At 66.0% G+C, this 25430-nt stretch carries 24 protein-coding genes; 7 read left to right on the top strand and 17 right to left on the bottom strand.

Annotated elements, in window-relative coordinates:
• Positions 1-63 precede the first annotated feature (63 nt).
• The 6 genes from ACIA77_RS28155 to ACIA77_RS28130 form a co-directional block, all read right to left on the bottom strand.
• Positions 64-1827, bottom strand: coding sequence for a DUF6119 family protein (locus ACIA77_RS28155; protein WP_395888999.1), 1764 nt, complete (start codon positions 1825-1827; stop codon positions 64-66).
• A gap of 751 nt (positions 1828-2578) precedes the next feature.
• Entirely contained in the window at positions 2579-4948 is a 2370-nt protein-coding gene (locus ACIA77_RS28150) for an FtsK/SpoIIIE domain-containing protein (protein WP_395888998.1), read from the bottom strand.
• On the bottom strand, positions 4941-5798 hold the full coding sequence (locus ACIA77_RS28145; RefSeq protein ID WP_395888997.1) for a hypothetical protein: 858 nt from the start codon (positions 5796-5798) through the stop codon (positions 4941-4943). Before ACIA77_RS28145 ends, ACIA77_RS28150 begins: the two co-directional genes overlap by 8 nt.
• A complete protein-coding gene (locus tag ACIA77_RS28140) occupies positions 5795-6130 on the bottom strand; it encodes a hypothetical protein (protein WP_395888996.1) in 336 nt (111 codons plus the stop codon). The genes ACIA77_RS28145 and ACIA77_RS28140 overlap by 4 nt, the downstream gene beginning before the upstream one ends.
• Positions 6127-6462, bottom strand: a complete 336-nt coding sequence (locus tag ACIA77_RS28135; RefSeq protein WP_395888995.1) for a WhiB family transcriptional regulator — start codon at positions 6460-6462, stop codon at positions 6127-6129. Before ACIA77_RS28135 ends, ACIA77_RS28140 begins: the two co-directional genes overlap by 4 nt.
• The gene (locus tag ACIA77_RS28130; protein WP_395888994.1) at positions 6459-6653 is read right to left on the bottom strand and encodes a helix-turn-helix domain-containing protein; all 195 of its coding nucleotides are present in this window, start codon (positions 6651-6653) and stop codon (positions 6459-6461) included. The genes ACIA77_RS28135 and ACIA77_RS28130 overlap by 4 nt, the downstream gene beginning before the upstream one ends.
• Positions 6654-6823: 170 nt before the next feature.
• Between ACIA77_RS28130 and ACIA77_RS28125 the strand changes: the two genes are divergently transcribed.
• The 3 genes from ACIA77_RS28125 to ACIA77_RS28115 all read left to right on the top strand — a co-directional run bounded on the left by ACIA77_RS28125 (position 6824) and on the right by ACIA77_RS28115 (position 9421).
• Complete coding sequence (locus ACIA77_RS28125; protein WP_366189609.1) at positions 6824-7204, top strand: XRE family transcriptional regulator; 381 nt, start codon at positions 6824-6826, stop codon at positions 7202-7204.
• Between the two features lie 182 nt (positions 7205-7386).
• The gene (locus tag ACIA77_RS28120; RefSeq protein WP_395888993.1) at positions 7387-8529 is read left to right on the top strand and encodes a tetratricopeptide repeat protein; all 1143 of its coding nucleotides are present in this window, start codon (positions 7387-7389) and stop codon (positions 8527-8529) included.
• A 172-nt stretch (positions 8530-8701) separates the two neighbouring features.
• Positions 8702-9421, top strand: coding sequence for a DUF4145 domain-containing protein (locus tag ACIA77_RS28115; protein ID WP_395888992.1), 720 nt, complete (start codon positions 8702-8704; stop codon positions 9419-9421).
• A gap of 576 nt (positions 9422-9997) precedes the next feature.
• Here ACIA77_RS28115 and ACIA77_RS28110 read toward each other — a convergent pair.
• Entirely contained in the window at positions 9998-10381 is a 384-nt protein-coding gene (locus tag ACIA77_RS28110) for a transcriptional regulator (RefSeq protein WP_395888991.1), read from the bottom strand.
• A gap of 735 nt (positions 10382-11116) precedes the next feature.
• Between ACIA77_RS28110 and ACIA77_RS28105 the strand changes: the two genes are divergently transcribed.
• Entirely contained in the window at positions 11117-12286 is a 1170-nt protein-coding gene (locus ACIA77_RS28105; RefSeq protein ID WP_395888990.1) for a hypothetical protein, read from the top strand.
• A 9-nt stretch (positions 12287-12295) separates the two neighbouring features.
• On the opposite strand, the gene ACIA77_RS28100 is transcribed toward ACIA77_RS28105, so the two are convergent.
• Genes ACIA77_RS28100 through ACIA77_RS28085 form a run of 4 tightly spaced genes read right to left on the bottom strand, consistent with a single transcriptional unit; the run spans position 12296 to position 15359 of the window.
• Positions 12296-13069, bottom strand: a complete 774-nt coding sequence (locus ACIA77_RS28100; RefSeq protein WP_395888989.1) for an ESX secretion-associated protein EspG — start codon at positions 13067-13069, stop codon at positions 12296-12298.
• A 12-nt stretch (positions 13070-13081) separates the two neighbouring features.
• Positions 13082-14311 (bottom strand): hypothetical protein, encoded by a 1230-nt coding sequence (locus ACIA77_RS28095; protein ID WP_395888988.1) that lies wholly within the window; start codon positions 14309-14311, stop codon positions 13082-13084.
• 35 nt (positions 14312-14346) lie between these two features.
• On the bottom strand, positions 14347-14922 hold the full coding sequence (locus tag ACIA77_RS28090; protein WP_395888987.1) for a DUF3558 domain-containing protein: 576 nt from the start codon (positions 14920-14922) through the stop codon (positions 14347-14349).
• Positions 14923-14951: 29 nt separating this feature from the next.
• On the bottom strand, positions 14952-15359 hold the full coding sequence (locus ACIA77_RS28085; RefSeq protein WP_395888986.1) for a hypothetical protein: 408 nt from the start codon (positions 15357-15359) through the stop codon (positions 14952-14954).
• 227 nt (positions 15360-15586) lie between these two features.
• Between ACIA77_RS28085 and ACIA77_RS28080 the strand changes: the two genes are divergently transcribed.
• Complete coding sequence (locus tag ACIA77_RS28080) at positions 15587-16174, top strand: NUDIX hydrolase (protein WP_395888985.1); 588 nt, start codon at positions 15587-15589, stop codon at positions 16172-16174.
• 52 nt (positions 16175-16226) lie between these two features.
• Here the strand turns inward: ACIA77_RS28080 and ACIA77_RS28075 are convergent, their stop codons facing one another.
• On the bottom strand, positions 16227-17003 hold the full coding sequence (locus ACIA77_RS28075) for an alkaline phosphatase D family protein (RefSeq protein ID WP_395888984.1): 777 nt from the start codon (positions 17001-17003) through the stop codon (positions 16227-16229).
• A 524-nt stretch (positions 17004-17527) separates the two neighbouring features.
• Here ACIA77_RS28075 and ACIA77_RS28070 point away from each other — a divergent pair.
• On the top strand, positions 17528-19471 hold the full coding sequence (locus ACIA77_RS28070) for an AlkA N-terminal domain-containing protein (RefSeq protein WP_395888983.1): 1944 nt from the start codon (positions 17528-17530) through the stop codon (positions 19469-19471).
• Between the two features lie 418 nt (positions 19472-19889).
• Here the strand turns inward: ACIA77_RS28070 and ACIA77_RS28065 are convergent, their stop codons facing one another.
• The 5 genes from ACIA77_RS28065 to ACIA77_RS28045 form a co-directional block, all read right to left on the bottom strand.
• Positions 19890-20690 (bottom strand): alpha/beta fold hydrolase, encoded by an 801-nt coding sequence (locus tag ACIA77_RS28065; protein ID WP_395888982.1) that lies wholly within the window; start codon positions 20688-20690, stop codon positions 19890-19892.
• Positions 20691-20822: 132 nt separating this feature from the next.
• Positions 20823-21647, bottom strand: a complete 825-nt coding sequence (locus ACIA77_RS28060; protein ID WP_395888980.1) for an isocitrate lyase/phosphoenolpyruvate mutase family protein — start codon at positions 21645-21647, stop codon at positions 20823-20825.
• 96 nt (positions 21648-21743) lie between these two features.
• Positions 21744-22760 carry an alcohol dehydrogenase catalytic domain-containing protein gene (locus ACIA77_RS28055; RefSeq protein ID WP_395888979.1) on the bottom strand — a complete coding sequence of 339 codons (1017 nt, stop codon included), beginning with the start codon at positions 22758-22760 and terminating at the stop codon, positions 21744-21746.
• Positions 22761-22884: 124 nt separating this feature from the next.
• The gene (locus ACIA77_RS28050; protein WP_395888978.1) at positions 22885-23514 is read right to left on the bottom strand and encodes a peptide deformylase; all 630 of its coding nucleotides are present in this window, start codon (positions 23512-23514) and stop codon (positions 22885-22887) included.
• An 11-nt stretch (positions 23515-23525) separates the two neighbouring features.
• A complete protein-coding gene (locus ACIA77_RS28045) occupies positions 23526-24092 on the bottom strand; it encodes a TetR family transcriptional regulator C-terminal domain-containing protein (RefSeq protein WP_395888977.1) in 567 nt (188 codons plus the stop codon).
• Positions 24093-24176: 84 nt separating this feature from the next.
• Between ACIA77_RS28045 and ACIA77_RS28040 the strand changes: the two genes are divergently transcribed.
• Positions 24177-25373, top strand: a complete 1197-nt coding sequence (locus tag ACIA77_RS28040) for a cysteine desulfurase-like protein (protein ID WP_395888976.1) — start codon at positions 24177-24179, stop codon at positions 25371-25373.
• Positions 25374-25430: the final 57 nt, after the last annotated feature.

The following is a 25430-nucleotide window of genomic DNA, read 5'->3' as shown; positions in this document are numbered from 1 at the left end:
ACAGGTCAGTCAGGTAAGCGGCGTTCGGATTTATCGTGCCCGAGCGCCCCTTACTTCTCACCTTCACGAATCACTATACTTCGTGTGCGCCAATTTGAACGTTAATAACTTGCGCTTCATCTCATTTCGAGTTGCGAGTACTTCGCGACGCGCGATGTGCGATCGCAGTCGACCTCTCTCAAAGTCCTCCACCACAAATCCTTTCCCAGTCGCACACAGCACAACGTAAACTCGCTGATACTTAGTAAACCACTTAAGAAAGGTCGAGAGTTTAACGCCTTTGTTTGACGCAGCCAAACTCCACTCATTCCTAAAGTATGACCTCAGCACGTTGCAGCCACTGTTTAGGTCACTCTCTATAACTTCAGAGGCACCGAGAATCTGAGCGCAAGCATCTCTCGTGCTGTTACCAAAGTCCTTCTTAGTCTGAATAATAAATAAGCACTTGGCAGCATCGTCAACCTTAAGCAAGTCAAAGAGTTCAATCTTGCCTCCACTATGCTTAGCAAATAGCTTGTCGCCAAAGTAGAAACCATCTACATCCGCCTGGTGAAGATTGAATTCGTCCTCCTTGCCACCTACCCATGGTAAGAATTCCACCTCCGCACCCAAAAGTATCGGAGCGGGAGCGTTGAATACTTCTTCGATGAAATCCCGCTTGAGGTTATCGAGAAAATCTCCCAAGATGCGGTACCACACCTTGTCGATCCGAAAATAGGTTTGACCACCAAAGTCAGCCTGCCCATGCAAGAAGTCGATCAGCTTCCGACGAACCGGCTTCGGCGAATCGGAATTTTTCTTATACGTGAGATGCAACCCGAGAAACTTTTCTAGAAATTTATTCTCATCGCCAAGCGTTTTGCCGACGCCCTTCTTAATACCCTCTACCAGGTCACTAAACTCTGGAGTGCTATCTCCCAACAATACACGCCCCAGCTTGAATTCACATCCGGAAGTGAAGTCGATAATCTCACTTGGATCGAGCACATCGACATCCGGGGCTTCGCCGCCCAACAGGTGATTCCTAATGTTCTCGACGAATACTCTCGTGAGATCCGTGGTCAGCTTCTTATTGCTCCGAATTGGGTAAACATTGTCGAGAAAAGAAAGTTGTTTACGGCGCTCATCGCTTGGCTCCGGAAGCGCCTCTATCGCGTCTATTAGCTTCGTTACTTCTAGAAGGTTAAGCCTCTGGCGCAAAACAAAAGAAGACTTGACTTCAACTGACGGCGGCCTATCAGGGTCGATAACCTTTGCAAATAGTTCACTTTCGGGCACCTGATTTGCATCAATTTTGCCGACCAGTTTCTTCCAGACGGCATCCATTGCTTCGCTTTTTGATATCGAGTAGGCACGTCGGTAGGTTTCGGATCGGCTTGTTCGCGAACCGATCAGGTCACGGGCTTCAGTCGCAGTGAAGCTGTTTGAAATAAGCTTCTTCGCCGTATCGAACGGAAATCCGTAGTCGACAAAGTCCGTGATGATGTGATAACCACCGCCCGACGTAATAGCATACAGCGACGTACCGTTAGCAATGAACAGGCAGCCCTCAAACCCTCTAACATAGAATAAGTTTTCGTCGCTGGAATTTTGCAGATAGCCACGCAAAAACGGGAGAAGGCCATCGCTAAAGGTGCTTCGCATATAAAGGCTTAGTTGATAGCCCTCAATCGGCTGATTGAGCTGCACAGGGTTCAACTCACTCAAGTCATCCTCTTTGGCCTTCTTTGCATATAATTTAAGGATGCCCTCAATCCGACCTTTCGGCTTAACACCATCAGGAACCGTCAGCTTCCAGATCGCATTGTTTGCTCTTTTCGCGTTCACCTGCACCCTCCGACCCCACGAGGTGGCAGGTGCTCTCGCGCAGCTCACCTCTACACCATGGCCAGTCGTCCGCTGACCAAGCCGACCTGTTGTGGCGGCTACGGAACCAGGTCGCAAGATCGACGTAGGACGTTACGGCCAATGAAGCCGGAGTCTGCACGTTCACCTTTGTGGGCCCGCACAGAAGTTCGAAAAAGCCGTTTGCCTAGCGTGTGTAGCCGTCAATGATGCGTTTCATGCTGGCCACATGGGGCCTGGTCCTTTCAGGCCAGGCCCCATGCATCTGAACAGCTACTTCTCGCGCGGCCGTGTGCCGGAGGCGCCCACTGTCTTTACTCTGGTGATGGCCACACACGGATAAGTGCGTCACACGCCGCGCTCATTGCCGTGGCCACCGCCTGGATGTCCGCGCCCTCAACGACAACCCACAGTGAGCCGTCTGTTCCCATCTTGAACATCGCTGAAAGATCGTCTGGCTCAGACGATGGCGAGCTGTCACGGTCCCGTTCAGGTCGTGGTACGGCGGCGGTCTCCCGAGCGCGGCGGAGACGATCGGTGTCCGGCTCGGCTCCGCCATCCGGGCCATCGCCACGGTCACCGTCAGGCGCGTGGCCTCCGTCGTTTCCGCCGTCGCCGGTCGATCGACTGTCCTCTCTGTCGGGGTGGCTGTTGCGGCCATGTTCGCTACCTTTCTGATGGTGCCTCGTGGTGGTTGGTCGTACCTGTGTGTCGTAGTCGGGCAAGGGGCTGCTTACCTCCCCTCGTCCGACTGGCGGGGAGCCGGGGAGGGACCCTGGCCGGTTCCGGAATCAGCCGAGCTTCGGCCCGATCCGGGGTTTGGCGGGTGACGGCTCCCCCGAGTCACCGAGCCAGGTTTACGCTGGCCAACGGGGGGAGATTGCTCGGGGGAGTCGGCGGGGAGAACTCCCCGCGTCCCCGTCTCCTCCCCCGCCGAGTCCCCGGCACTCCGGCCGACCATCGCGGCCGTGACGTCGGCGGCGTGCACGGTCATTACGCCGTGGGACTTGCGGGCAGCAATGCCGTGCTCCGCCAGCAAGGCCGACAGGGCGGCGAAGCTCAACCCGCCGTAGTGATCCGCGTTGAGCTCAACTAGCCGCGCCAGTACCTGTTGCGTTCGCACTCGGTCGTCTCCGCCGATCACCTCGGCGAGGTCGGCCAACTCATCCACCTCAACCGGTCCGGTCGCGTAAAGCTGCGGCTGTGTGCTCGGTTCGACCGTGCGGCCCATCTCCTCGATCAGCGCTACGGCCCGCGCGATCACCGGTGTGACGTCGTCGGCCTCGTCCTCGAACGGGACATAGAACGTGCGCACCAGCTCGAACGTCTCATCGGTGGTGCCGACCGCGACGCAGGTGCCCCGGTCGGTGTTGATTCGTAGCTCGGTCGCGCGGATGCCGGCTGCGTACTTGCCCGAGCCGAGCAGCCCGTCATTGGCGACCTGATCGGCCACAGAGAACGCCGCGCCGCAGGACACGTTGCGCGTGATCTCCCGGGGAATGCTGTCCTTCGTCGGTGACTGGGTGGCCAGTAGCAGCACGATGCCGTACTTGCGTCCTCGCTTGATCAGCCGCACGGCCAGTTCGGCGGCCTTCTTGCCGAACTTCGGGTGCTGGAACAACTCGTGGCACTCGTCGATCCCGAACACCAGCGGGTGCAGCCCGAGCGCGCGCTTGTCGGCGAGCTTGCGGGAGACCTTCGGTGGGCGGCCCGGCTGCTCCCCGAGGGTCTTGCCGCGTCGTTCCATTTCGGTCAGCAAGTCCGCCAGCGCCTGCGTGGCCGCCTCGGCCACGCTGTCGTCCATGCCCATCCGGTAGCGGGACAGGCGCGGACGGAACGGTTCGAAGTCCGGCGACTCGCCCATCACGAACGCCCACAGCTCTGCCGTTGGGTCGAGCGCGGCACCGAGCAGCAGTGTCCGCAACGCCGCCGACTTCCCCTGCCCGGGGCGGCCACCGATCAGCCAGTTGACCCCGAGCAACGGCGCGTTGATGACCAGACCGCGCTGGGACAGCCCGAACGGGACGCCCTCGAATACGTCGACCTGTCCATCGTGGACCAGCGGCCATTGACCGGCCCCGCCCCGCAGAACGCCCTTGTCGGCGATCCACAGGTCAAGGATTCCGTCCTCGTCTCCCTTGGTGGGCCACGTTTCCAGCGACGCCCGCCCGAGGTTCGCGGCGAGTTTGGAACGACGCGTTGCGACCATGTCCGCGGTTACCCCCAACGGCAACCTGACCTGCGCGAATGTGCCGTCACCGTCCTTACGGGCAGCCACCGTGTAAACCAGCTCCCCGCCGTCGCGGTAGAACCGGTCGAGCGGACTGATTCCCAAGTGCGCCAACGCCTTCGAGATCATCCGTTCGTCAATCCACGAGTCGGCGTCGTCGCGGTCCGGCCGGACCAGCCACCCCGCACCCGGAGTGCGGTCACGTCCTTCGAACGCTGCCGCAACGGCCCAGACGACCGGGAGCACGACCAGCAGCGCGGGCACCACAACCGTGATTGCCGACCGCACGGCATCGACTCCCGTGTAGACGTCCGCCAGCCACGGCCACATGTCTGCCCGGGCCATCACCGAGTCGAGCAGCCACAACACCGCCGCGACCGGAGCGGCTACCCGCGTCGTGATCACCAAGCGGCGCACGGCAATGCCGAGCTTGGCCCACCGCGCCGTGGCATCCGACCGGATCAACTCCTGCGCGGCTCGCCGCGCCTCGGCATCCCCGGCGAGCCGTGCGCGTCGGGCGTCGGCCCTCAAGTCGGCATACGTGGCCCAGCTCCAGAACTTGACCAGCCAACGCCAGTTGCCGCGCAACACGAACCACACCAGCCGGGCGGCATCGTGCGGGCCCTTCCGCACCCGGTAGGCGGCTAGTGACCGAGCCCGCACCACCGGGCCGGACCGCCACACCCGCCCGGCCGCGTGGAAGCAGCGTTGCCACCACGACGCCAACCGGCGCGGCTCCGTCCGTTCACGCGGCTGAGGCAACGTGTCGTCGATCAACTCACCGTCGAGCACCGGGCCGACATGTTCGACGTCCCGCACACCGGGGCGAGCCAGCGCGGCGTGTCCCTGCTCTTCTCGATTCTGGTCAGTCATCGTCGCGCACCCCCTTGCCAACCTCGGCCGCCAACGCAGCAGCGAGACGGGAGGACAAGCCACGCGAACACCCCGTGGCTTCCCGAACCCACGCGGGGCTGATCGCCACACCAGGCGTCCACGCGTCCCGCGCTTCGGTGAGGTAGTCGCCGAACAGCTTTCGCTTGGCCGGACTCGGCACCGCCGAGTCACGACCGGGCACCGTCAGCTCAGCTGCTTGAGTGATCGGTTCATGTGCCGGGGTGGTCAGTTCATGAACCGGTTCGGCCAGTTCGTGAACCGGGGCCACTGCGGGAGGTTTGGCCTGGTCGGTGGCGTTCATGAGCGCCACGGCCACCGCGTCGGTGAGCTTGTCCCGCAGGTCGGTCACCGCCTCGGCCGCGACGAACACGACCAGCGGCGGCACCGAGTGCAGAACCACCCCGGCCGGCGAACCGGCCGCCCACGACGACCAGGTGTTCATCACGTACGTCGCCGCCAGCGTGAACCACTTCGCCGTCCGCACCCATGTTCCCGTGTGGACCTGGTACCGGGCGGTGACTTGTTCGGCCCGCAGGATCGCCAACAAGACCAGACACACAGTCGGGTCCAGCAGCCACGCCGTCAGCCACGGCAGCGAGCCGAACGCAGCACCGGACGCGGCGAACCACTGTACGTTCGCCGTGGTGAACGCCAAGCCGAGCACGATCCCGGACCAGCACAGCCGGTCCACCTGCGTCCGAACCCGCTCCACCTGCAATGCCACGACGTCCGGGTGGGTCTGCCAGCGGCGGACGTCGGCCGCCTCAGCCGCGTCTTCGGCCAGCCGCTGCGCCCGGACGGGCGTCGTCTCGTTCTGATTGGTGGTCATCGGCGACCACCACCCCGGCGGTCAGTGGTGCTGTCCGCCGACGTGACCGTGAGGACACGCGTCAGGACGAACGCGGCGACCATGTCCGGCACTCCGAGGACCACCAGAGCCAACGTCGGGTTGTGCACGTGCGTGATCGCCAGCCACTGAACGCCCATGAACCCGGCGCCCGTGAACAGCACGCGCCCGGCCAACGACACTACCCGGGCGCTCGCCCGTGCCGCGTCGGCCGCCCGGCGCGCCTTCCTGGCGCTGTAGCGCCACACCATGAACAGAGCCAGCAGCACCCCGATTCCGACGAGGAGCTGAGTAGGTGTGAGGTTGACCGTCATAGCGCCTCACCACCCCGGCGGCGACGCAGCCACACCGGGTACAACGCACGTCGGTCGGTGTCCGGCAGCGCACCCCACACCCCAACCGTGTCCGGCCCGGCCGTCCGCAACTCCAGTTCCCGGCACTGGTCGATCACCGGGCACCCGGCACACATCCGTGCTGCCAGCTCGCGGTCCGGCGAGTCCTCACCGGACAGTTCCGGCATTTCGGCCCGTTCGAAAGCCCAGAAGCACAGGCCGTCCCTAGTCACTACTTCACGCAGAACCTCGCGCGGCACGTCGGCGTACCGGTCGAGCTGGGCCGCCATCTCCTTGTAGTCGTAGGCAGTCATCGCGCACCGCCGTCCAGCACCCGCCGCAAATCGGCGGCGGCGACGACAAGGTGGGAGCGGCGACGCTCCGCGCGGAGCGTGCCGACTCGGATGGCGCGGTGCACTTCGTTGCGGTCGACGCCGAGAATCCACGCGGCTTCGGCCGGGGTATAGAACGCCGGACGACCGGCGTCAGGAGTCTTCTTAGTCATTGGATTGAGTCCCTTTGAGTCAAGAACGATGATTTAGTCGAAAGATAAGAGCTGATTTAGTCGCACAAAGGCGTGAGAATGGTCCGAACGCGCGACGCAGTGTTGATCTCCGCGCCGGTCGGCTCCGTCAAGCACTAATCTCGGCGCTGAGGCGGACCACGGAGGAATGGGTGTCGGAAGACTGGGCGGCGGTCGCGAGGGCCATCAACGAGCGCGTCCAAGAGCTGGGCTGGAAGCAACGCGAGCTCGCCGAACGCTCGCAGGTCTCTCAGGCGATCGTCCGCGAAATCCAGAACCACACCGTGGAGCGCAAGCGCAGTGACCGGACGCTTGAAGCGCTGGCCTTGGCGCTCGGCCTGCACCCCCAACACCTGCTCGCCCTGCTGCACGGCCGCATACCGCCGGCCCCAGGCCAGCCACGTGAGGACATGGAAGACGCCGTATCGGCGCGGCTTGCCGTGATCGAGCGTCGGCTGTCCGACATCACTGAGCAGCTCGCCGCACTGCGAGCGGACATCGCCGACGTACTGAGCCGGCCGGACGGGCGCTAGGAGTCCCATGGTCCGCGGCGTCGAATGCTCTCGTGCCCGGAGCGCCAGGTCGTTTTCGTTTGCGTTCATGCCTCAAGGAAACGGCAGCGAAGCACCATTCCGCAGGTGGCTGAGGTTAACCACAATCCCATTAACTTCAATTAACTATGCAGGTCAGAGCCGTTATCCGCGAGAAGTCGCCAATGGCTGAGACCAACCTTCAGGCCGTCCGCAAGCATCTCGGCTACAAGGCCGACGAGGTCATCAGGATGCTGCTCCGCCGCGCCGACACGCTCGCGGTGCCTGTTATGTCGGCAACGAGCCTCAAGACCAAGCTGTCGCGCTGGGAGAACGGACACGAAGAGGTCAGTCAGCCGTACCGGCGCCTCTTCCGAGACATATACGGGCGCACCAACGAAGAACTCGGCTTCCCTGCGGAGGAAGAGAACGACGAGGCAGACGAGCTGATCTCGAGGCTCGCGCTTGCCCGCTCGGTCGACGCCGAGACCGTTGACATCTTCCGCCGCCAGGTAGACCAGGCGCGGCACGTCGACCGACGTCTCGGCGGCATGTCGGTGCTCGATCAACTGCGCAACAACATCGACCAGCTTCAAGGCTTGCTCGGTTTCAGCACGATGAACGGGCAACGCCAGGCACTGGCCGGCGTCCTGACTGAGGCGTCGGCGCTGGCCGGCTGGGAAGCGCTCGACCGCAACGCCATCCGGCAGGCGTGGGAACACCACGAGACAGCCAAGGCGGCGGCGCGTGAAGCGGGGTCGCCGATCCTGCTGGCGCACTCGACCGCGCAGCAGGCATTCATCCTAATTGACCTTGGTGAGGTCCAAGCAGCCGTCGGACAACTCGCGGAGGCACGCGCGCTTGCGGACCGCTCGGCACCGCCTGTACTGCGCGCGTGGATGGCAGCAGCTCATGGGGAAGGCCTTTCGGCGGCAGGCCAGCGAGACGACGCGCTGCGAGCGTTCGACGCGGCGAGCGCGCACCTGCCAACCGACCCCGTGGACCCGGCGTTGCCGTTCCTGTTTCTGGGCGGCGCACACCTCGACCGGTGGCGTGGCAACGCGTTGAGCAAGCTCGGCGAGCCGGATGCGATCCGGCAACTCACCACAGCGTTGCCTCTCCTACCGACGGACTTCGTTCGTGCCAGGACAGGCATGCTGGTTGACCTGGCATTCGCCTACGCGGCAGCAGGCGACCGAGATGCTTCGCTCGATCACGCACGGCAGGCCCGGCGGCTCGCTGCGCAGATCAAGTCGGATCGACAGTTACACCGTCTCAGCGGTCTGATCTTGCCAGGGAGCGCTTCTGGTGTCGCGCCAGGCAACTAGGGCCTTTTCATGACTCGCCGCAGGACTAGCGCTACCCCCCTGTGGCCCGATCGGCCAATCAGGGCTATCCTGCTCTGTTCGCCAGACCGGCGAGCAGAGCAGGATAGAAATAATCGCGTGACAAGCAGAGTACAGTCAACGACATATCTTACGAAAGGATAGCGAGGCTCTGGTGACAGCAGAGATTGAAGACCGTTCACCCAGGTTCGAACTGGACGCATTCGAGTGTCCATATTGCCATGTTTATGCGACTCAAGAATGGGCCGACCTCGAGAAATGGGGATCGACCAAAGAGGCGCGGTTTTGGACATGGAAGTGGAGCGAGTGTCGCCACTGCCACTCAGTTGCGCTGTGGTCGCATGACCAAAAACTTGTCTGGCCAGACCGTTCAAAGTTTGGCCCCAGCCCAAATCCTGACATGCCGAAGGAAGTGCGCAAACTATACGAGGAGGCTCGCGCGGTATTTCCTATTTCTCCTCGAAGTTCTGGTGCGCTACTGCGCCTTGCCCTACAGGTTCTTATTGATACACTCGAGCCGGGCAAGAAGACAATCAATGAGAAAATTCGGCGGCTCGTCGCAAGAGGACTAGAACCCACCACAAAGAAGGCCATGGACGTCTTGCGCGTGGTAGGAAATAATGCAGTGCATCCCGGCGAGATCGAGCTTGATGGCGATGACGACCTCATCCCCGCACTCTTTGCCCTTTTGAACCTGGTAGTACATCATGTTTTGTCTCGACCGAAACAGGTTGACTCTCTGTTCGATTCACTGCCGGAGAGCGCCCGGACCGCGATCGAACGGCGAGATTCCACCAACGTAGTTTCCATCGAAAAACCGACCGGTTCCACCGCGCCGAAGAACGCTACCGACGAGAATTCAGTAGGTGCCTAGAGGGTACGAGGTCCACGTCGACCGGTATCCCAACTTCATAGGCGCACGCGGAGAGGTGGCGGAAGCGCTGGACTCGTCAAGATTCAACGGCCGATAGATTGGGGTGCCGGCTTCAGAGATGGCAAAGATCATCAACATTGCCCACTACCCGGCACCCCTGGCCAGCCCCGATTACGAATTCCAACTGGAGTACCAGACCAGGTCAATCAATCGATCCGGCGAAGTCCGTCTAATACTCGCGTCATCAAATCGGTATCCGGCTGAACAGCTGGGCACTGCACGTGCGGACGCCACTTAAGGACGCCACTATGAAAACGCTTTGGCAGCGGAAGAAGACCGGAAATGTTTCCTTCCTGCAGAGGATCGGGCGCTAACTGCGTCCATCGAACCCTATGCATGACGCAAGTATCTCCGGCGAGATTCTCCCATTCGATGCGTTGACTAATTTCAGCGACAGAAAGCTGGTGATCGCTACTAAAAATGACGGGTCGCCGCCTTCTTTTTCCATTCATACTCCCAGTGACCAGTCGATAAAACGTGTACAGAATTCTTACGAGGAGGCATTGTACGGTCATCTTAGTCTTCACTGTCAGAAAACCCCGAAGCCCACGACGAACGCGGCACTGCGGGGCGATTCGCAGAAAGCGCCTCGGACGCGGTCACAGTTAGGCGATGCCATCCGGTTAGATGCGCGGTTAGTCGATCAATTCCACGGTCCAGGATGAGCCATTCTGACCGTCGGCCATCGGTTGCCGGCCTCGTGATCACGTAGCCTGTCAACCGCAGGGTGGCCAGTTGTTTCGAAAGCACGGCCGGTTCCAGTCCAAGCTTTTCTCGCAACGTGGCGTATTCGTGCCATCTCTGGTCGACCAAAAGGATGGCGATCAGCAGCCGAACCGGTGGGACAAGAATCGGATCGATACCCTCGGTGAAGCCTTCGACATGGACAAAACGTGCCATCAGATGCTTCCCGCCGGCTCTTCAGCAACAGGAACCTCACGCAAACATGCCATACAGGGCATTCCACACAGAGCATTCATGACCTCAAGCCCTCCGGGACAGAAATCTGCACCACAAAAAGCGATGAGCCGACATGGCGTTTGATCGCGAGAGACAGCGAATATATGCACGACTCTGCGCGCTTCGCCGACCAATCCGCGCACGGGGCGCGCAAGGAAAACGTGTCCGGTCACTGCGCGCCGCCAGCGGCGGCCGACGTCGCGCCCGACGAGAGGCGCGCGACATTGGTGACGCGACGCCGGACACGGGACCACAGCGAGGGTGCGGACCGCTGGGCATGGCGAGCCTGCCCATCCGAAGATGGCAGTCGGCTTCGGACGAAGACGTATGTACGGCACGCCAAGCATGGCGCACCAGGAGCCTCCAGCATCGACCCCACGGTCACGAGGTGCCCGCAGACGGCCTGATACCGGCCGCAAGACCTCATGCGGCGAGCTCGCACGAACTCATCATCGGTAATCGCGTGGTCGTGTCCATCGTTCGCACAGCGGTGCCACACGATGTAGAGCCGCGCCCGATCCGGTGCCATCGTCCAAGCCCTCCCCGCCGACACGCTTCACGGCCGGATTTCAATGTGTTCAGTAAGCTGATATAAGCGTGTAGGATGTAGCTATTTCAGCGGAAGGACGCCGGCAGGCCAGTGACGGGCCAGTGCGGGGCCACAGGGGTGGGGACATGGCAGTAGGAGATGAGGGAGCACGACAACCGCGGACGCTGCTCGAACAGAAGATCTGGGAGCGCAACCAGTCGTTGTCCGAGTTCGTCGAATCCGCCGAAGCGTTCGCCCGGCAATCCGGGGAGCCGGGAACGCTCAGCGAACGCAACCTCAAGCGCCTGGTTGCGGGACGCCGGACCGACGGCACCCGTGTCGGCCGCCCCCGCCCCGCTACGGCGCGTCTGCTCGAACGGATCTTCGGAACCAGCGTTGACGAGCTTCTAGGACCGATCGAGCGGTCCGCCGCCGGCGGCGATGTAGCCGGACAGGAGCTGCGGTCAGCTATCGCGACAGCCAAGCGGATCGATCCGGGCGTGGTCGCGCTTCTGCGTGGCCAATTGGCGGCGGTGCGACAGCTCGACCGGAAATTGGGTGCTGCCACTGCGTATCACGAAGTCGCAATCAAGGTTGATCAGGTGGCGGAATTGCACTCGTACAGCCTCTCCGCCGGAACTCGCGGTCAGCTCGCCGCGTTGCTCGCTCAACTGAGCGCGCTTGCCGGGTGGCAAGCGCTCGACCAAGGCCGGGTCTCGACCGCGTGGAACCACTACGAACGCGCAAAACAGGCGGCGCGTGAATCTGAAGATGCTGCTTTCGCCAGGCACGTTGAAGCCGAACAGGCTTTCGTGCTGCTAGAGATCGGGCACGCGATCGACGCCGTCGACCTGCTGGCCACGACCGAGGGCGACGCCCGAGGAGATGGCAGCCCGCTGCTGCGTGCGTGGCTAGCTGCTGCCCACGGCGAAGCACTCGCAGCGAGCGACAGGCGTTCGGAAAGCCTCCGCGCGTTCGACCGGGCGGAATCGTTGCTTCCGCCCGACCCGTCGACGGATGACGGGCCCTACCTAGTTCTCGACTCTGTGCACCTCGCTCGCTGGCGCGGGAACGCCCTCGCGCGCATCGGCGAGGCGGACGCCGTAGGCGTTCTCGACAATGCTCTACGAGGTCTGGATCCGACCTTTACGCGCGCCGAAGCGGGTCTCCGCGTTGATCTGGCCACCGCTCTCGCCGTCGCAGGAGAACACGACGAAGCGAGCCTTCACATCACCAAAGCACGTGACTTGGCAACGGAAATTGGCTCAGCGCGCCAACTGCGTCGGCTGGCGCTTCTGCCTAGCAGGCGGCAGTAGTGGCCGCGTTCAGTCGTCCAGTCCGCGCATGGTGGTTTCCAGGGTTGCGGTGATGTAGTCGGCACTGCCCGGGCCGCAGGAGATGATGTCCTGGCCATCGGCACCGTTCTGAAGCATCGTCAGAACCCGTCCATAGCCAACCGTGTCGATCGCAGTCAAGGGATAGCTCGACGAACGCGGGCCATTCGCGCGGCTGGCCACGTAGAACTGGTGCATTGCGCTGCGGGGCGCGGCCATCAGCTCGCGAAGCTGCCCGGCAGCATCGGGCGCGGTGTAGTCGCTGGTCGTGTCCAAGTCGAACGACTCGGACACTGACCTCGCACCGTATTCCGCACGAGGCACCCTGATCTCTCCGATCGCGGCGGGACGAGCGTTGGGCAGGGTGTCGACGACCGCCCGACACAAACGCCCGGCCGGGATCCGCACTAGCGTCGCCTGCTCGTCCTCAACGGTGATTAGCAAGCCCGTGCGTCCAGCGACGACCGCTAACGCTCCGGAAGTCTGCCCGCCACGAGCACCGGAGAGGCGATAGCACTCCGCGTCCGCAGTCGAAATTGCCCACAGGACGTCCCGGAAATCCCCCGTAAGTCGCTGCCGGCGCAGGTCGTAGAACCCGGGCTCGGCGAGGACCTGCCGCGTGAGATCGTCGAACGTGGCTGATGCGTCGTCTTCCAGCCACCACTCGACCACGCCCAACACAGGGTGCGCCGCACCGATTCGTTCCCACTCCCACGCCCTGGCCAGAGCCGCGCGTGGCACCGTCACCGGTTCGTCGATGAGCATGTCGGGTAGCCGCTATTTGCCGATCACTGGCGGAGTGGCTTTGCCGTCATATCCGAACAACGCGTTCGGGTCCGGTTCCAGCAGATACGAGGCGGACTTCTTCTCCTTGTCCTCCTCCTTGGCACCCTTCCCTGCACCAGCAGCACCCATCGGCATGCCATTAGCGCCACGCGCCCCGGTCGCACCCGCTCCGCCGCGTGTCACCGACTCTTCCGACGCACCGCCTAACCGGCCCGAACCGGTCGAGCGCCCCGGCCCGGCAGGGTTGCCGGTACGCGGATCCGCCCCAGGCGTTCCCGGCACACGTCCACCGGAACCCGGCTCTCCCAGGCCCGGGACACCGCCTGTGAATCCGCCGCTGAAGCCGGAGCCTCCGCCGGGTCCGTTCCCCAAACCATAGGAGGGCGATCCACTTCCGCCTGAGCCGTTCGGCGTAAACCGGGTCGCGTCGCCACCACCCGTGCCAGGCTCCGTCGGTGGGACAAAGCCGGCCGACTGCGTACCGTCGCCGCTGTTTCCCTGCGCGGCGGGCAACTGTTCGTTGCCGACCGGCCCGTCACTATTCCCGGACTGGTCCTGCACGGGCTGCGAGCCGAACGAGTTCTGACTTGGCTGCGGCGACCCGCCGTCCAGACCTGACGAGTGCGGCTGGAATGCCGAAGCCCCGCTCGTTGCCCGTTGATTCGTTGCCGCAGAAGGATTCCCGACCGTGAAGTCACCTTGCGCATCAGGCATCTGGCCGTATTCGGTCGGCATGGCCTGCGCGTGTCCATCGCTGGTCGAGGTGAAGCCTTGATAGATCTCGTTGTTCCGCTGGACCGCCGCGTTGCGCTGGTTGATCTGGTCCTCGGCATCGGTGTCCCACGGGGTCGCCACGTCGACAAAGTCCCGCGTCGGCGGCCAGTCGGACACTTCCTGCAGCGAGTCGCGAGTGGACTGGAACGAATGACTCTGGTCAGTCAAAGTGCCCTGACTAGTGGACAGCGCGGATGACGACGACGTAGCCGCTTCCGCCAAAGGCTGCAGCCCAGCACGGGCGGCGTCGCCACTCTGCCCCGACCACGCCGCTTCCAACCGCGCGACGATTGCCCGCGTGTCCGATTCGATTCCCTGTTGCTCCGAAGCCTGCGACATGCTCACGTGCTGGGCTTGCCCCAGGCTGGCTAGACCCGCACCGTTCTTCACGCGCCGCACCAGCTCACCGGGCAGGATCAGGTTGCCCTCTTTCTGCTGCTGGTCCATCCACGACTTGAAAACCTCAGCAGGCCCACCAGACATCACGCACTCGCCTTCAACGTGGTGATTGCTAGGTCCGCAACCTTTCGTGCGTCGTCGCACGGGTCGCCCTTGCCAACCGAGGAGGTGGCGAACTGCACATCGGCTTCGAACGCCGCATTGTCAGCGATCCCGACCGCCACATTGCACATACCCTTGGAGCGCTGATCCGACGGCCCGTAAGCAACCACCGGATACCCTTGTACCGGCGCCAATACCTTGAAGAAACCACGGCCTTTCGTCGCATACACGTCGGCTATGCCATGCTTCCACGCGTACACGAACTGGATACCGATCAGAGACCCTCTGGTGTCGTCACCCCAAGAACAGGACTTCGCAACCCCAGTGTCCTTCGCCGCTGGGCTACGTGTCGGCGTGTTCGAGAACAGACTATCGATCTGCGTTGAAGTGAGTGCTGTGCATGGATCGCCCTGAATTAGGGATGCGGGCAACGGGGAGTCGACCTTGGGAGCCGATGGATCAGCACTGGGCGCGGTTGGATCCGCGCTCGGCATCGGGTTACCACCAGTCGTCCCCGAACACGCTGCAACCGCGCACGCAACAACCAGGCCAGCCACAACGCTGACAAACCTAGATCCGCCAGTCACTAGAAGTGGCCTCCATCACCCGTAGCTTTGACCGTGTGCGCAGCTTGCTCGTCGTTGTCGACGTGGATTCCAAGCGCAGTCTGAATCTTGCCGATGAAGACACTCACGAAATCGTGCTGTTTCGTGAGCGATTGCTGGTAGGCGAGGCCGGATTTGTTGGAGGCGTCGGTGTTGCGCAAAGACGCCGGATCGTTGCCCGGAGACTGGATAGACCACATTGGCACCGCTTCGTTCAGCTGAGCAGCTATCCGCCGCTGAAGCTTCTGCAAGTTTGCCAACTCAGCGGTCATGGCGTCCCGGTCAAGGGCGAACGCTCCGCCAGCCGACCCGCCGCCGGCGGCACCTCCGCCGCCTTCGCCGGCCACCACGAATCTGGCAGCGCTCAACACCTGCTCTTGCCCCGCCACTGCAAGCCTCCCCTGACACACCGAGGGCACCCAACCTCACACCGATAGTAGCCAATCGGCAACAAACCGTCTCCAGAACGCCGAAGATCACGCCCGTGACCGCCCACACGTACCCTGACCAGGCTGAACAGGGTTGGATCGGCAATCAGCGATGGGCGTCCAACGTACGTTGAACGTCCATCGGATGGGCGTGCCATGAACATCGACAGCCCCGTAGGGTGCTGGGCGTGACTGACGAGCTTGGGGCATGGAAGACGTTTGGTGAGCGCACCGTCTACGACAACAAGTGGGTCCGGCTCGGCCTGGCCGACGTGCAAGCGCCGAACGGTGAACGCTGGGACTACCACGTGGTGCATCTGGCGAGGATCGCCATCGGGCTGATCGTGGACGACCTGGACCGTGTGCTCATGCTCTGGCGCTACCGATTCCCCACTGACCAATGGGGCTACGAACTACTCGGGGGTCTGGTCGAAGAGGGCGAGGAACCGGCAGCGACAGCGGCCCGCGAGATCCGTGAAGAGAGCGGCTATCAACCGCTCGGCGAGGCCGAACACCTGATCAGCTTCGAGCCCTTGCCCGGACAGGTGACCGCAGGCACCGAGGTCTACCTCTGGCGAGCAGCCGAAAAGGTCGGCGAACCCACGGACACCGAAGAAGTCGGCAGGCTGGAATGGGTTCCACTCAGCCGGATCCCCGAACTGGCGCAGCGGCAAGAACTTCTCGGCGCGGGGGCGCTGGTGCCGTTGCTCTACTACGTCGCCACACGCAGCACCCGCAGCGCCGCTGGGCAAGACCAACCGACCGAGCCCGCGTGACCATTAGCTAGTCCAAGAACCCAGGACAGCGGGTTGTCGCTGGTCGCAAGTGCTAACGTGTTATTAGTTGACGCACTTGGTGGTCGTCGATCGTGATGATCCACGGCGCGGACGCGTGCGCGGCCTGCAGGTCGGGGTCGGTCTTGTAGAGGGCGTAGCGGCCGCGGTAGTCGTCGAGCGTCGTGGTCTCGCGGGTGAACTCGACGGCCATGTCCTGCTTGCGCAACCCGCCGTCGGCGCCGACGCCGTACTCGTAGATGTAGTCGCCGAGGTGGAAGATCACGTCGTGGTCGTGGGCGGCCATGTCGCGGTAGGCGGTGTAGAAGCCCTCGTACCACGCTTGGCAGCTGGCGTAGGCGAGCGAAACGGCGGCGACGGACTGGTGCGCGGCCGGGCTCGTGCGCGTGCGGCCGACCGAGCTCGAGTGGCCGCCGACGCGGAAGCGGTAGAAGTACTCCCGCCACGGCCGCAGCCCGCGCACGTCCACGTGCACGCTGTGCGACGCCTCACGCCGCGCGATCGCGTCGCCCGAGCGCACGATCCGGCGGAACCGCTCGTCCTCGGCGACCTCCCAGCGCACCGAGACCGGGCGGTCGTTCATGCCACCGAACGGGTCCAGCGGCTTCGGCGCCAGGCGCGTCCAGATCACGACGGCGTCGGGCAGCGGATCGCCGGAGGCGATGCCGAGCTTGAACGGGTAACCGGGCACGCGGTCGGTGTCCACGGAGGTGGCGCCGGAGGCGGTGAGGCCGGGCAGCGTGCCGGCCAGCGCCAGCGCGGCCGCCGCACCGGTGACGGTGAGGAATTTGCGTCGCGTCGGGTTTTCCACGTCGCTCCGATCCAGGCTGGTCCCGGTTTTCGGGCGCGCGCACGCCGGCGGCCGGGATGGGCGGACGGCCGCACGGGTGCGGCGCGTGGGTGTGCTCCCCGCCGGCGGCTTCCCCAGTCGCATCATCGCCGTTCGGGGTTGAAACGTATCAACACGGGATGGTAGCCATGCGGTTCGGCGGTGACAAGCCCTTTCGTTGCAGCGTGAATCGTTTCATTCACGCTGTGTCACGGGCCCGGCCTCGCGTCGCGCAGGTTATCCGGCGCACGGCGTCGCCCGGCGGGCCGTGAGCGATCACGGCGGTGAATTCGAGTTGAAGCCTGAGGGAGGTTGTTCCGCTCGCTCCCGGTCACTTCTTCGGGCTTGACGAATGGCGTCCCCGTAATTGCTTACCGAGGGCGGCTCGCCTTGTTGTCGAAACCGTTGTTCGCCAGGTCGAGGGCGCCCGCGCGGTGGGGTCCTCGCCAGGGTGATGTCGTTTTTTCGCGAGGTTCTTGTCGGTGCCGCCGGGCACACTGGCGAGCGTGTATGAGGACACCGAACGCTGCGTCCGCGCCGTGCAGTCCAAGGACGCCCGCTTCGACGGGTGGTTCTACACGGCTGTCGTGACCACCGGCATCTACTGCCGCCCGAGCTGCCCGGTCGTGCCGCCGAAGGTCGAGAACATGCGCTTCTACCCCAGCGCGGCCGCGGCGCAGGCGGCCGGGTTCCGCGCGTGCAAGCGGTGCCGTCCGGACGTCTCCCCGGGTTCGCCGCAGTGGAACGAACGCGCCGACGTCGTCGCCCGCGCCGTGCGCCTGATCTCCGACGGTGTCGTCGACCGCGAAGGCGTGGCCGGATTGGCGGCGCGGCTCGGGTACAGCGTGCGGCAGCTCGAGCGCCAGGTCTACGCCGAGCTGGGAGCCGGGCCGCTCGCCCTCGCGCGCGCCCAACGCGCCTCCACGGCACGCCTCCTGGTCGAGACCACGGCGATGCCCATGGGCGACATCGCGTACGCCGCGGGCTTCTCGAGCATCCGGACGTTCAACGACACGGTGCGGTCGGTGTTCGGGCTGACGCCCAGCGAGCTGAGGTCGCGAGCCGGTTCTCCGGCTTCGGCGCGGGGTCGGGTTGCTTCGGCACCAGGGGGCACGGCGGTCGAGCGGCGGAGTGATGGGGGCGGTGCGTCTTCGACGGGGCGGCGGGGCGCCGGAGATGGCACGGCGACAGGGAGTTCGGGCAGCGAGGTCGCTGCTGCGGCATCACGGAGCCGGCGGGGCGCGCGAGGTAACGCCGCGGGGGCCTCGGGGTGGAGCGGCGAAGAGGCTGATCGGCCATCACCGGGCGGAAGGGCGGGCGCGCGAGTCAACGCCGCATCGCTTGGTTCGGGTGGCGAAGCGGCTGATCGGGCATCGTCGGGTGAGCGGCCGGGTGAGCGAGGTGCCGCCGCATCGGCCGGCTCGGGCGGCAACGGCGCTGCGAAGTCCGTCGCGGGACGGCGGTGGTCTCGATTCGTTGCGGGAGCTGCGGCGGTCCCGGGCGAGGGCGGTGCGTCACCGCGAGGGCGGGTGGACGGTGTGCCGGAGGGTGTGCAAGGGGCGCCGGGGGTGGTGGAGGTGCGGCTGGCGTTTCGGGCGCCGCTGTGTCCGGACAACTTGTTCGGGCACTTGGTCGCGACGGCGGTGCCGGGGGTCGAGGAGTGGCGGGACGGGGCGTACCGGCGGACGCTGCGGCTGCCGCACGGCCACGGCGTCGTGTCGCTGCGGCCGACGCCCGAGCACGTCGCCTGCCGGCTGAACCTGAGTGATCTGCGGGACCTCGCGGCGGCCATCGCGCGGTGCCGGCGGTTGCTGGACCTCGACACGGATCCCGTGGCGGTCGACGCGCAGCTCGCGGAAGATCCGGCACTCGCGCCGCTCGTCGCGAAGAGCCCGGGGCGGCGCGTGCCGCGCACGACGGAGCCGGAGGAGTTCGCCGTGCGCGCCGTGCTGGGTCAGCAGGTGTCGACGGCCGCCGCGCGGACGCACGCCGCGCGCCTCGTCGCCGCGCACGGCACGCCGATCGACGACCCCGAGGGCGGCCTGGAGTACCTGTTCCCCAGCCCCGAGGACCTGGCCGAACTCGATCCGGCGACGCTCGCCATGCCGCAGTCCCGCCGCACGACGCTGCTGGCGCTCGTCGACCTCCTCACGTCCGGCACCCTCGACCTCTCCCCGGGCGGCGACTGGTCCCGTGCGCGCGACCAGCTGTCCGCCCTGCCGGGCTTCGGCCCGTGGACGGTCGAGACCATCGCCATGCGCGCGCTCGGCGACCCGGACGCCTTCATCCCCACAGACCTCGGCGTCAAGCTCGCGGCGGCGGCCCTGGACCTGCCGACGTCCCCCGCCGCGCTGACCAAACACGCGACGCGCTGGCAACCGTGGCGCGCCTACGCCGTCCAGTACCTCTGGGCAACGGGCGACCACGCGATCAACCGCCTCCCCACGTGACCCGGGCTCCACACCACCAGACCCGACCACCACTCACCGCCGATTGATCGGCCGCGCAGTCTCCAACATCCGCACCACGCGTCCGTTGCGGCAGGAGTTCTGGCGTGACAGCACCGGCCCCCTCCCGGCCTCACCGACGACGATTGCAGCGCCGGCCGCGCGAACACCGTGAGGTCAAGTCCAGGACGGCAGCGGTGGACTGCGCCGGCGCTTCGAGCCACGGCACGTGGCCGACGTCCACCCGATCAACCACCGCCCCACCTGACCCCTACCACCAGACCCGACCGAACGCGGCTCCGGGAACCCCGCAGGACTCACCACCGGCTGATCGGCCGTGCAGCCCCAACCTCGGCCCGCGCGTCCGTTGCGGCAGGAGTTCTGTGCAACACCGCCCTGCCGGAAGAGGCCGGCAGCACGATCACCGTGAGGTCAGGAAGTCCAGAACGGCAGCGGTCGACTGTGCCGGGGCTTCGAGCCACGGCACGTGGCCGACGTTCGGCAGGACCACGCGGTGGACGGCCGGGAGCGCGGCGGCCAGGGAGTCGACGGCCCAGCGGGGGCGGATGTCGTCGGCGCCGTCGAGGATGAGGGTGGGGGTGCGGAGGGCGCGGGCGGCCGCGAGGAGGGCGGTTTCGTCGGAGGTGCTGCGTTCGGCGGCGTTGATGGTGGCGTTGTAGTCGTAGTTGATGGGGAACCACGGGTCGGCCAGGTGTCGGGCGTGGGTGAGGGCCGTGTGGGGGTCAGAGAAGTCCGCGGACCATTGCAGGACCGCGAGTTCACGGTCTTCGGCAGCCGTGCGGGGGCGGTCGCTCAGCTCCGTCACGCGGGCCAACGCAGGGCCCAAGCGGGCGGCGAGGTTTCGCTCGTACTCCTGGTGCCAGCTCCGCCCGAGGCCGGTGCCGGACACGTAGACGAGCTTCGTCACGTGGTCCGGGTGGTCGAGGGCGTAGTGCAGCGCCAGGCTCGCGCCCCACGAGTGGCCCAGGACGGCCACACGGTCGAGCCCGTAGTGGCGGCGCACGGCGTCGAGGTCCAGCACTGCGCGGGCGAGCGAGTAGGGGCCGCGACGTTCGGACCGGCCACAGCCGCGCTGGTCCCAGCGGATGACGCGCAGGTGTGGCGCCAAGGACGTCGCGAGGTCGCCGAACATGTCCCACAGGCCTGGGCCGCCGTGGCACAGGATCACCGGCTCACCTTCACCGAGGGCGACTGTCCACATGCGACAGCCGTCGTCCGCCTGGACCGTCTCCCCGCTGGCCTCCACACGGTTCAGTATCGCCGCCGCCCGTCCCCCGCGGTCGGCGACACGGCGCTCGTCACATCACCGTCACCCCTCCCGGCTCGACGTCCGTCACTTGAACAAGCCGTTCAGCGTGCCGAAGTCGACTCCCGCGCCCAGCTCGTCGTACTTACCCTCGCCCAGCATTTCCTGCGCGGCCCGCAACGCGACCGCGTACGCACCCTGGGCCAGCGCCGTCCCCACGGTCACCCGCCGCACTCCGGCCGCGGCGAACTCCGACACCGACGGCGCACCCGGCCACGCCATCACGGCCACCGGGATCGGCGCCGCCGCCGACAGCTCGCGCAGCACCGCGAGGTCGATCAAGCCGGGGACGAAGATGCTGTCCACACCAGCTTCGGCGTACGCCCGCGCGCGAGTCACGACGTCGTCGAACCGCCCCGAAGGCTCGCCGACGCCGAACAGGTACACGTCCGTGCGCGCGTTGATCCACAGGTCCGGCAACCCCGCCGCCACCGCGGCCTCGCGGGCGGCTTTCAGCCGCGCGGCCTGCTCGTCGGCCGAGAACAACGACATCGTGCCCGCTCGCGAGTCCTCCAGGTTCACCCCCACCGCACCGGCGCCGATGATCTCCGTGACGGTGGTGGCGACGTCGGCCGGATCCGGGCCGTAACCCCCTTCGACATCGGCGCTCACCGGCACGGAAACGGCCGCCGCGATCCGCCGCACCGCCTCCGTCATCTCCGCGCGCGTGAGCTTCTGCCCGTCACCCCGACCGAGCGCCCATGAAACGCCACCGCTCGTGGTGGCGACGGCCTTCGCGCCGGCGTGTTCGATGACCGCCGCACTGCCCGCGTCCCAGGCGTTCGGCAGCACCACCATCGGCTCGCCGTGCAGCGCTCTGAGCGCCTTTGCCTTGTCCTGCAACGATTCCACGTGATTCCTCCCAGTTCGGACCAGATGGACAGGACGCTAGCAGCGGGCACCGACAAAATCCGGCGGTCGCACCACGACGTCGCGAACCTGCCGGAATCACGCAGCCAGGTCGAGGACGACGCGGAACCGGGCCTTGCCGGACATCATGCGCTCGTAGGCTTGCGGGGCGTCGGTCCACGGGACGACTTCGTTCATGGGCCGGACGTCGCGAGCGGCGGCGAACGCGAGGCTGTCCTCGTTCTCGATCGCCGAGCCGGTGAGGCTGCCGGTGACGGTGCGCGTGCCGAAGATCAGGTCCGGCGTGGCGACGGAAATCGGGTCCAGGGCAGCACCCACGACGACCATCTTGCCGCGTGGCGCGAGGCCCGCGACCAGCGGCGACATGGAGGAACCGCTCGCGGCCGTCGCGACGACCGCCGCCGCGCCACCGAGCTTCTCCAGCGCCTGGCCGGGGTCGGCGGCGGTGCTGTCGACGTACTCGTCGGCGCCGAGCTGCCTGGCGAGCTCGGCCTTTTCAGTGCCACGCGCGATGGCCGCGACGCGGTAGCCGAGGGCCTTGGCGTACTGGACGCCCAGGTGGCCCAGCCCGCCGATGCCCTGGATCGCCACGAGCGAACCCGGGCGGGCGTTCAGGTCGCGCAACGCGCTGTACGTGGTGATGCCGGCACACAACAGCGGCGCGGCGTCCGAAGAGGACAGTCCCGCGGGAACGCGGACCAGGCCGCTCGTGCGGGCGTAGGCGTATTCCGCGTAACCGCCGTCGACGTCCGTGCCGGTGCGCGGCTGGTCGGTGCAGTTGACGAAATCCCCGCGGCGGCAGAAGTCGCACTCCCCGCAGTGCCCGCCGAGGAACCCGACGCCGACCCGCTCGCCGACGTGCCACGCGCGCACACCCTCGCCGACGGCGTCGATCACGCCGACGATCTCGTGCCCGGGCACCACCGGCGCGGTGGGGTCGTCGCGGAGGCCTTCGACGGCGAGGACGTCGGAGTGGCAGACGCCGCAGTACTCGACCTTGAGGCGGACGTGGCCGGGTTCGGGGGCGGTGAGTTCGCGGTCGGTCAGGGAGAACTGGCGGGAGTTGGCGACCTGGAGGGCCCGGTAGGTTGTCATGAACTGAATATGACCGGTCGTCTTAGACTGTGTCAAGGCGAGGACCGAAGTTCGAGGAGGCCGTTTTCCAGCGGGCACGAGCGGAGCGTGCCGTGCGGCGCTGCGTTCACCTGGCCGGCAAGGCTCAGGGCAGGTCGAAGCCCAGCTCCTTGGCGGCGAGTTCCACCGTCGGCTGCGCCCAGCGCTGGGAAACCGCCTGGTGGGTGGACAGGGAGCGCAGCTCGGCGCGGTCCAGGTAGAGCATGCCGCCCAGGTGGTCGGTCTCGTGCTGGACGATGCGGGCCGGCCAGCCGGACAGCTCTTCGTCAACGGCGGCGCCCGTTTCGTCCAGTGCCTGGAGGCGGACGCGCAACGGCCGGGCCACCACAGCCTGCCAGCCGCTCACGCTCAGGCAGCCCTCGAAGAACGCAGCGCGCTCCTCGCCGAGCGCGGTGTAACGCGGGTTGACCAGGACGCGGAACGGCAGGGCGGCGATGCCGCGGGCCTCGAGCGCCTCAGGGGGCACCTGCCGTTCGTGGGCGCGGTCCTCGACCACGGCCAGCCGCACCGGCAGGCCCACCTGTGGAGCGGCCAGACCGACTCCCGGCGCGGCGTGCATGGTCTCCTTCATGCCCTCGATCAAGCCCGCCAGCGCGGCCGCGCTCAGCTCGCCTTCATAGGGCGCCGCGGGGGTACGCAGAACCGGGTCGCCGGCTTGGACGATGGGCCAGGGCAGGGGCTGGGCCAGCAGGGCGTCGACCTGGTCGGCGAGCAAGGGCGCACCTTTCAGAGCAGGGAGCCGAAGACCACGGCGAAGAAGTCGTCGAGCGGGGCGGCGCTCTTGGCCACCTTGGTGCGAATGATCGCACCCTCCCAGGCGTCCAGGACGAACCGGCCGAGCAGATCGGCGTCGCGGTCCGCGGAAACCTCGCCTGCGGCCTGGGCCTCGCGGATGGACTCCGCGATGCTGTCCGACCAGTGCGTGAGGCTCTCCCCCACCTGTTTGCGGATGACCGCGCTGTGGTCGGCCCGTTCGGCACCCATGTTGCCGATCAGGCAGCCGCGCGTGAACTCGTTGTCCTCGAGCACGTCGCGCATCACCGTGAAGCGGGCGCGCAGCGTGTCGAGCGGGCCGAGGTCACCGTGGCCGTCGCGCCAGCCGGAGGAAGCCGCGTAGCGCGAGACGACCTCCGCGCCGAGGTCTTCCTTGCTCTTGAAGTGGTTGTAGAACGAGCCTTTCGGCACACCGGCCGCCCGCGTGATGGTGTCGACGGAGCACGCGGCGAACCCGTTGCGGTGGAACTCGGTGACCGCGGTTTCGACGATCACCTCACGGACACTGGGACGAGGCATCAGCGCAGTATATGACCGGTCGTCTCGGCTGTCGACGCCACGAGCCGGCCGACGACCCACGCCCCGCACTGGCATGCTGGCCCCGTGGCCTACGACGTGAACGCGATCCGCAAGCACTTCCCCGCCCTCGAAGAAGGAGCCGCGCACTTCGACGGACCCGGTGGCTCGCAGGTGCCCGACGTGGTGGGCGAGGCCGTCGCCGCCACGCTGTGCTCCGCGATCGCCAACCGGGGCACCGTCACGCCGGCCGAGCGCCGCGCCGACGGCATCGTGCGCGACGCCCGCCAGGCGGTGGCGGACCTGCTCGGCGCGAACCCCGCGGGTGTCGTGTTCGGCCGCAGCATGACCCAGGTGACCTACGACTTCTCCCGCGCCCTCGCGAAAACCTGGCAGCCCGGCGACGAGGTCGTGGTCACCAAACTGGACCACGACGCCAACATCCGCCCGTGGGTCCAGGCCGCGGAGGCGCGTGGCGTCACCGTCCGGTGGGCCGACTTCGACCCGGCGACGGGCGAGCTGCCGGTCGAGGCCGTGACCGAGCTGCTCACGGACAAAACGCGGCTCGTCGCCGTCACCGCGGCGTCCAACCTGCTCGGCACCCGCCCCGACGTCCCGGCCATCACGGCGAAGGCGCGCGAAGCCGGCGTGCTCAGCTACGTCGACGGCGTGCACCTCACCCCGCACGCAACTGTCGACCTGGCCGAGCTCGGCGCCGATTTCTACGCCTGCTCCGCGTACAAGTTCCTCGGCCCGCACCTCGGCCTGCTCGCCGCCGCGCCCGAACTGCTGGAGACGCTGCGCCCGGACAAGCTCATGCCCTCCAGCGACGCCGTTCCCGAGCGGTTCGAGCTCGGCACACTCCCCTACGAACTGCTGGCCGGCACGACCGCGGCGATCGATTTCCTGGCCAACCTCGTCCCCGGCGACGGAACCCGGCGCGAACGGCTCGGAAACTCGCTCGAAGCCCTCGAAGAGCACGAGCGGGAACTGCTGGACCGCCTCGACGCCGGGCTCACCGGCCTGGACAAGGTCGTCCGCTACGGCGCGCCCGGTCGCCGGCGCACGCCCACCGTGCTGTTCTCCGTCGACGGCGTGGAGCCGAAGGCCGTGTACGAGCACCTCGCACGCCACCACGTCAACGCCCCGGCCGCCAGCTTCTACGCGCTCGAGTGCTCGCGCCACCTCGGCCTCGGCGACGCCGGCGCCATGCGCGCGGGCATCGCGCCGTACACGACGGCGGCCGAGGTCGACCGGCTGGTCGGCGCGCTCGCGGAACTGTGACGGGCGGGCCGCGCCCGTAGGTCGTAGCGGGGTTGAGACGTACGGTCGGCTTCGCCG

Source organism: Amycolatopsis sp. NPDC051903 (assembly GCF_044452505.1).
Classification (GTDB): Bacteria; Actinomycetota; Actinomycetes; order Mycobacteriales; family Pseudonocardiaceae; genus Amycolatopsis.
The sequence above is the reverse complement of the archived record's forward strand: the minus strand, read 5'-3'. Positions and strand labels throughout refer to the sequence as shown.

What these genes read in the sequence shown, in the direction of transcription:
- ACIA77_RS28150 (WP_395888998.1), bottom strand. Translation starts at nt 4,948, where the DNA reads ATGACTGACCAGAATCGAGAAGAGCAGGGACACGCCGCGCTGGCTCGC.
- ACIA77_RS28145 (WP_395888997.1), bottom strand. Translation starts at nt 5,798, where the DNA reads ATGACCACCAATCAGAACGAGACGACGCCCGTCCGGGCGCAGCGGCTG.
- ACIA77_RS28140 (WP_395888996.1), bottom strand. Translation starts at nt 6,130, where the DNA reads ATGACGGTCAACCTCACACCTACTCAGCTCCTCGTCGGAATCGGGGTG.
- ACIA77_RS28135 (WP_395888995.1), bottom strand. Translation starts at nt 6,462, where the DNA reads ATGACTGCCTACGACTACAAGGAGATGGCGGCCCAGCTCGACCGGTAC.
- ACIA77_RS28130 (WP_395888994.1), bottom strand. Translation starts at nt 6,653, where the DNA reads ATGACTAAGAAGACTCCTGACGCCGGTCGTCCGGCGTTCTATACCCCG.
- ACIA77_RS28120 (WP_395888993.1), top strand. Translation starts at nt 7,387, where the DNA reads ATGGCTGAGACCAACCTTCAGGCCGTCCGCAAGCATCTCGGCTACAAG.
- ACIA77_RS28110 (WP_395888991.1), bottom strand. Translation starts at nt 10,381, where the DNA reads ATGGCACGTTTTGTCCATGTCGAAGGCTTCACCGAGGGTATCGATCCG.
- ACIA77_RS28105 (WP_395888990.1), top strand. Translation starts at nt 11,117, where the DNA reads ATGGCAGTAGGAGATGAGGGAGCACGACAACCGCGGACGCTGCTCGAA.
- ACIA77_RS28100 (WP_395888989.1), bottom strand. Translation starts at nt 13,069, where the DNA reads ATGCTCATCGACGAACCGGTGACGGTGCCACGCGCGGCTCTGGCCAGG.
- ACIA77_RS28095 (WP_395888988.1), bottom strand. Translation starts at nt 14,311, where the DNA reads ATGGACCAGCAGCAGAAAGAGGGCAACCTGATCCTGCCCGGTGAGCTG.
- ACIA77_RS28065 (WP_395888982.1), bottom strand. Translation starts at nt 20,690, where the DNA reads ATGTGGACAGTCGCCCTCGGTGAAGGTGAGCCGGTGATCCTGTGCCAC.
- ACIA77_RS28055 (WP_395888979.1), bottom strand. Translation starts at nt 22,760, where the DNA reads ATGACAACCTACCGGGCCCTCCAGGTCGCCAACTCCCGCCAGTTCTCC.
- ACIA77_RS28045 (WP_395888977.1), bottom strand. Translation starts at nt 24,092, where the DNA reads ATGCCTCGTCCCAGTGTCCGTGAGGTGATCGTCGAAACCGCGGTCACC.